General features: G+C 63.1%; 6 protein-coding genes. 3 read left to right on the top strand and 3 right to left on the bottom strand.

Annotated elements, in window-relative coordinates:
• Positions 1 to 133 precede the first annotated feature (133 nt).
• Both LHL23_RS23170 and LHL23_RS23165 read right to left on the bottom strand, forming a co-directional pair.
• Complete coding sequence (locus tag LHL23_RS23170; protein WP_226431719.1) at positions 134 to 907, bottom strand: inositol monophosphatase family protein; 774 nt, start codon at positions 905 to 907, stop codon at positions 134 to 136.
• A 192-nt stretch (positions 908 to 1,099) separates the two neighbouring features.
• On the bottom strand, positions 1,100 to 1,900 hold the full coding sequence (locus LHL23_RS23165) for a helix-turn-helix transcriptional regulator (RefSeq protein WP_226431718.1): 801 nt from the start codon (positions 1,898 to 1,900) through the stop codon (positions 1,100 to 1,102).
• Positions 1,901 to 1,996: 96 nt separating this feature from the next.
• On the opposite strand from LHL23_RS23165, the gene speB reads away from it, so the two are divergent.
• Entirely contained in the window at positions 1,997 to 2,968 is a 972-nt protein-coding gene (gene speB / locus LHL23_RS23160; RefSeq protein ID WP_222482631.1) for an agmatinase, read from the top strand.
• A gap of 25 nt (positions 2,969 to 2,993) precedes the next feature.
• Entirely contained in the window at positions 2,994 to 4,079 is a 1,086-nt protein-coding gene (locus LHL23_RS23155; protein ID WP_222482630.1) for an extracellular solute-binding protein, read from the top strand.
• Here LHL23_RS23155 and LHL23_RS23150 read toward each other — a convergent pair.
• Complete coding sequence (locus tag LHL23_RS23150) at positions 4,068 to 4,754, bottom strand: TetR family transcriptional regulator C-terminal domain-containing protein (protein ID WP_226431717.1); 687 nt, start codon at positions 4,752 to 4,754, stop codon at positions 4,068 to 4,070. The two genes, LHL23_RS23155 and LHL23_RS23150, sit on opposite strands and share 12 nt — an antisense overlap.
• 239 nt (positions 4,755 to 4,993) lie before the next feature.
• Here LHL23_RS23150 and LHL23_RS23145 point away from each other — a divergent pair.
• Positions 4,994 to 5,749, top strand: a 756-nt coding sequence (locus tag LHL23_RS23145) for an ABC transporter permease (RefSeq protein ID WP_226431716.1), incomplete at its 3' end; no start/stop codon positions are given.

Raw genomic sequence — 5,749 nt, 5'->3', positions numbered from 1 at the left:
CCGTCCGGTCAGCAGCCGCTGGAACGAAGCGCCGTAGCTGCGCTCAATCCCGGTCCGCACCATCCGCACCGCATACAAAAGCAGCATCGTCGCGCCCGCCAGGCTGATCAGAAAGGTCAGTATTGCCATATGGTTATCCCTTGATCAGCGCCAGCATTTCGGCGTGCAGCGCAGGCGTTGCCGCGGCGACCACCCGGCCGTCGGATGCCAGCCCGAGCGGCTGGCCGTCCCAATCGGTGATCACGCCGCCCGCGGCTTCGATAACGGCGGATACCGGCAGATAGTCATAGGGCTGCAGATCATAATCGATCACCGCATCAACATGGCCCGCCGCCAGCAGCGCGTGCGGATAGCAGTCGTAGGCAAAGCGGCGCGTTTGGCCCGCCTGCATCAGCCGGTTGAACAGCGCTGGATAATCGCGGTGGATTTTGTCGCCTTCATTCACATAGAGGACCGCCTGATCCAGCCGGGTCTGATCCGACACATGGATGGGCTGTCCGTTCAAAGTGGCTCCCTGGCCGCGCACCCCGAGATAGGTTTCGCCCAGTGCAGGCATGCCGATCACCCCCAGCTGCGGAATGCCGCCCTGCAGGAACCCCAGCAGGAAACCGAACAGCGGGTGCCCCGACAGGAAGGAGCGGGTGCCGTCAATCGGGTCGATGATCCAGACCTCCGCGCGGTCCGCCCCGGCAAAGCCGTGTTCCTCGCCAAAGATGCCGTGGTCCGGGAAATGCTGCTCAAGATAGGCGCGCACCTCGCTCTCGACCGCCTTGTCGGCTTGGGTGACAGGGCTTTCGTCTGCCTTGAACTCAATCCCCAGGCGGCCGCGGAAATAGCCGCGCGCGGCCTCCGCGGCGATCCCGGCGATCCGTATGGCGTGGTCAGCGTGGGTTTCTGTGGTGGGCATCGTTGCGGCCTTCATTCCTGAGGTCGGAGACGGTGGCTATCCGACCGGATTGACCGCTAGAATTTGTAAAAATGTGGATTTCGTCAACAGAAAAGCCTGCAAAGTGACCGAAAAACCAAAATTTCGCGCCGAAAAATTGTGTTTTTGGCGCAATTTTTGGGACTTTGCGGGTTTGATGGGGGCAAGGCTGCCCTACCCTGCGCCCGCCAGGTGCCGGGTGGCCATCGAAAACAATTCCGCTTGCGAAGCAATACCAAACTTGGAATAGGCGTGGTGGCGGTGGACCTTCACGGTGCCTTCGGCAATGCCGAGATAGGCGGCAGCGGAGGGGGTGGAATGGCCCTGCAGGATCAGCTGCACCACCTCCCGTTCCCGCGGGCTGAGGACGCCGGTGCCGAAGGTCTGCATCCGGTCCTCCCAGTCTGCGGGCTGGTGGGCCGCCGCGGTGTCTTCCGCCTGTCCCCACTGGCGCCGTATGGCGGCGGCGATCACCGCGAACACCGCATTCAGCCGTTCCGTGTCTGCCGCCTCAAACCTTTGCTGGCGGGCAAACCGGGCCAGCGAAACGATAAACCAGCGCTCTGCCCCGTCCTGCACCAGGATACCGATTTCGTCGCTGATGCTGATCTTTCGGTAGAAGGCGCGGTAGTATTCCGAGCGGTAGAACGCCTCCGGCGCTAGGTCCATCAGCCGGTAGGCGCCGGGAGTGCAGCCGTTGCGGCAGGCCTGATAAAGCGGGTCCAGCAGGTAGGGGCCGCTGGCGTAGAATTCCACCGTGATCGCCGCCTGCAGCTCATCCAGATCCTGATAGAGCGGCACTGGCGGCTGCGCGCCCGCGTAGTGTGAGATGACCATCGAATCAAAGCTGCAGCATTGCGACAGGATCTGCCGCAGTGCGCCGGGAAAACGCTCTGTCGCGATGGTGTCCGCCAGCGCGGTCATCGCTTTGGCCCAGCCAGCGGGCAGCGGAGGGAAGATCGGGTCGTCCATCATCTATACCTAAAGATATATATCCTTGGCCAAGTTTGCCGGCATAAACGCGAAAGTCAAACTGGGTCCAAGCGAATTTTCAACATGACGGAGACCCAAATGACCGATTCCTCCAGCGTGAACCCCGTACAGGGCGACCTGGCCTTTACCCGCAGCAGCGACCGCGGCGTGGTGGCAGAGGCCAGCTATGCCGGCGCGCTCAGCTTCATGCGCCGCCGCTATGCCCGCGACCTCAGCGGAGTTGACGTGGCTGTGATGGGGGTGCCCTTCGATTTGTCGGTGTCCAGCCGGTCCGGCACCCGGCTGGGGCCGCGGGCGGTGCGTTCAGGCTCCAGCCATATTGCCTGGTCCAAGCCCTGGCCGTGGGAAGCTGATCCCTATGAGGCGCTGCGGGTTGTCGATTACGGCGACTGCGAGTTCGACTATGGCTATCCCCACAAGGTGCCGGGCGAAATCGCCCAGGCGGCGCGCGATGTGCTGGCCACTGACACGGCGCTCTTGTCGATCGGAGGCGACCACTTCATCACCTATCCGCTGCTGCAGGCGCATGTGGAGAAGCACGGGCCGCTGAGCCTGATCCAGTTTGATGCCCATTCCGACACCTGGGCGGATGAGGAAGGCCGCATCGACCACGGCACCATGCTGTGGCACGCAATCCGCGAAGGGCTGGTGGACCCGGCCCGGTCTGTTCAGGTCGGCATCCGCACCCACAACCCGGACACGATGGGGATGAACATCATCGACGCCATCGAGGTGCAGAAGACGGGGCCGGAAGCGGTGGCGGAAAAGATCCGCGGCATCGTCGGCGATCACAAGACTTATGTGACCTTCGACATCGACGCGCTGGAGCCGGCCTCTGCCCCCGGCACCGGCACCCCGGTGATCGGCGGCCTGTCGCCCTATCAGGCGCAGGAGATCATTCGCGGACTGGCAGGCACCGACGTGGTGGGCATGGACGTGGTCGAGGTCGCCCCGGCCTATGACATCTCTGAAATTACTGCCATCGCGGCGGCCACCATCGCCAACGATCTGCTCTGCCTCTACGCTGCCGGACCTTCCGGCCAGCGCTGAGGCAGCGCGCAACAGGGAGGAAACAATGATCAAAAACAATACCATGACTGCAACCTTGCTGGCCGCCGCCCTGGCGGCGCCAGCCTCTGCCGGTGATCTGGCGATCTACAACTGGGCGGACTATTTCGGCGAAACCACCATTTCCGGTTACGAGGAGGCAACCGGCACCAGGGTCACGCTGGATTATTTCGACAGTAACGAGGTGCTGGAAACCAAGATGCTGGCGGGCGGCTCGGGTTATGACGTGGTGTTTCCCGCCGCCTCCAATGCCGAACGGCAGCTGCAGGCAGGGGCGCTGCATCCGGTCGACACCGCGCGGCTGAAAAACTACGGCAACCTGCGCCCTGAAATCCTGGCTTCGCTTGACCAAGTGCCGGGCGGGCGGCAGCTGGGTGTGCCCTATACCTGGGGCACCATCGGCATCGCCTACAACCCGGCGCTGGTGGCTGAGCGGCTGGGGGACTTGCCTGTCGACAGCTGGGACCTGCTGTTCGACCCAGCCAATGCTGCCAAGCTGAAGGACTGCGGCATCGGGGTGCTGGATTCGCCGGTGGAGATGCTGTCGGTGGCCCTGAACTACCTTGGCGCCGATCCCTATACCGAGGACAAGGCGGAAGTCGCCAAGGCGCAGGAACTGCTGGCCGCTGCAGCGGAGAACGTCAGCTATTTCAACAATCAGAAACCTTCCACCGACCTGCCCGCTGGCAATGTCTGCCTGGCGGTGATGTATTCCGGTGACGCGGGCATCGCCCAGGCCCGCGCGGCGGAGGCGGGGAATGGCGTCGAAGTGCTGTATTCGATCCCCAAGGAGGGCACCCTGATGTGGATCGACCTGATGGCGATCCCGGAAGATGCGCCCAATGTGGACGCGGCTTATGCCTTTATCGACTACATGCTGCAGCCGGAGGTGATTGCCGGGGTTTCCAATGCCGTGTTCTTTGCCAATGCAAATGCGGCGGCGGATGCCCATGTGCTGCCGGAGGTGCTGTCTGATCCGGGGATCTATCCGGATGCTGCCACCCTTGCCCGCCTGTTCCCGGACAAGAGCCTGGGCGCCAAGGCGCTGCGCCAGCGCACCCGGGCCTGGACCAAGGTGAAGTCAGGAATCTGACGCCGCGGGGGCTGCGGGTGCGGCCCCCTTCTCCTGCTGGGGCCGGACCGCCCCCTTAAGCGAGAAATGCGCCGGGAACATCGCCGCCAGAAAGCGGAAGATGATCCGCGCGGCCTCTTCCCGGTCGAACCGGTCGGGGTGCAGCAGGAAGTCGGTCCACATGCCTTCGAGCAGCGCCAGGGTGCCATGGGTGGCATCGCGCGCCGCGCCGGAGGCATCCGGCGTTCCGGCCTCCCGTACGATCCGGGAGAAGGCGTTGTGGATCATGCCGCGCAGCCTGCCGTCGCGGGTGTCCGAATGCTCGGCAATGGCGGTGCGGTTGCGGGATTCGCCGCGGAAGGCGTACCAGATGTTGACGTTGCGCCGGTTCAGCACCCGCTCGCTGAGGTCGCCGCGCACGATCATCTCGATCCGCTCCTGCGGGCTGTCGCCCGCGGTCTGCAAAAGCGCCTCCAGCCCGTCGTAGTATTCTTCCGAGGAATGATGCGCCGCTGCCTGAACCAGGTTGTCCTTGCCGCCGAAATGCAGGTGGATCATGCCGCGCGACAGGCCGGCGCGCTGGATGATCTCGCTGACGGAGGTCTCGGAGATCCCCTTCTCTGCCACCGAATCCAGCACCGCCCCGATCAGGGCTTGGCGGTTCTGCTCGCGGTTCTGTTCCCGTTTTCCGGCCATGTGTCCCTTGGGTCCTGGTCGTTTCCACTGCTGTTACGCGGATCAATCCTGTGCGGCAAGCGGTGCCGCCTGTCCAGTTTAGACACAGGCCAAACGGTTTCTCCAGCAAAAATGGACGTTTGTACATTTTTTACAGAATCCTGTTGACAGGACCCCCTGCCAGCCGTCAGATTTTGATGGACGATTGTCCATTTTTAATGGCAGCACCCCGCCGCAACCCCTGCAAGCAACGGAGAGACATGGCCGGATTTCTCAAAACCGAGGCTGGAAAAGGCCTGGCGCTCAGCGCGCCCGCTTCGCTTTATGTGGGGCTTCTGGTGGCTGCGCCGCTGGGGATCCTGGTGGCCTACAGCTTCTGGACCCAGACCTATGTCGAGATCGACAAGACTCTGACCTGGGCCAACTACCTGGAGGCCGCCACCGATCCGCTGGTGCGGCATCTGATGCTGCGCTCGATCCTGATTGCCGGGGCGGTGACGGCGGCGACCGTGGCGCTGGCCTATCCGATTGCCTATTTCATCGCCTTCCGCACCCAGAAGAAAACCCTGTGGCTGCTGCTGATCACCATCCCGTTCTGGTCCAGCTACCTGCTGCGGGTGTTCAGCTGGAAGCTGATCCTGGGCTTTAACGGGGTGATGAACTCGGCGCTGATCTCATTGGGGCTGATTACAGAGCCGCTGACCTTCCTGCTCTACAATGAATTCGCAGTGGTGCTGACCCTGGCCCATGCCTGGGCGCCCTTTGCGATCCTGCCGATCTATGTGTCGCTGCAAAAGATCGACCGTTCGCTGCTGGAGGCGGCTACCGACCTGGGTCTCAACAAGCTGGAGGGGTTCATCCGTGTCACCTTGCCGCTGACCGTGCCGGGCATCATCGCCGCCAGCCTGATCATTTTTATCCCGACCGTGGGCGACTACGTCACCCCGTCGCTGGTCGGCGGCTCGCAGGGCAAGATGGTGGCGAACCTGATCCAAGTGCAGTTCGGCCCGGCCAAC

Origin of the sequence: Leisingera sp. McT4-56 (assembly GCF_020514995.1) — a bacterium.
Classification (GTDB): domain Bacteria; phylum Pseudomonadota; class Alphaproteobacteria; order Rhodobacterales; family Rhodobacteraceae; genus Leisingera; species Leisingera aquaemixtae_A.
Note: the sequence above shows the minus strand (reverse complement) of the source record. Positions and strands in the feature narration are given on the sequence as shown.

Excerpts from the sequence above, each read along its gene's own strand:
- LHL23_RS23170 (WP_226431719.1), bottom strand. The coding sequence starts at position 907 with ATGCCCACCACAGAAACCCACGCTGACCACGCCATACGGATCGCCGGG.
- LHL23_RS23165 (WP_226431718.1), bottom strand. The coding sequence starts at position 1,900 with ATGATGGACGACCCGATCTTCCCTCCGCTGCCCGCTGGCTGGGCCAAA.
- speB (WP_222482631.1), top strand. The coding sequence starts at position 1,997 with ATGACCGATTCCTCCAGCGTGAACCCCGTACAGGGCGACCTGGCCTTT.
- LHL23_RS23155 (WP_222482630.1), top strand. The coding sequence starts at position 2,994 with ATGATCAAAAACAATACCATGACTGCAACCTTGCTGGCCGCCGCCCTG.
- LHL23_RS23150 (WP_226431717.1), bottom strand. The coding sequence starts at position 4,754 with ATGGCCGGAAAACGGGAACAGAACCGCGAGCAGAACCGCCAAGCCCTG.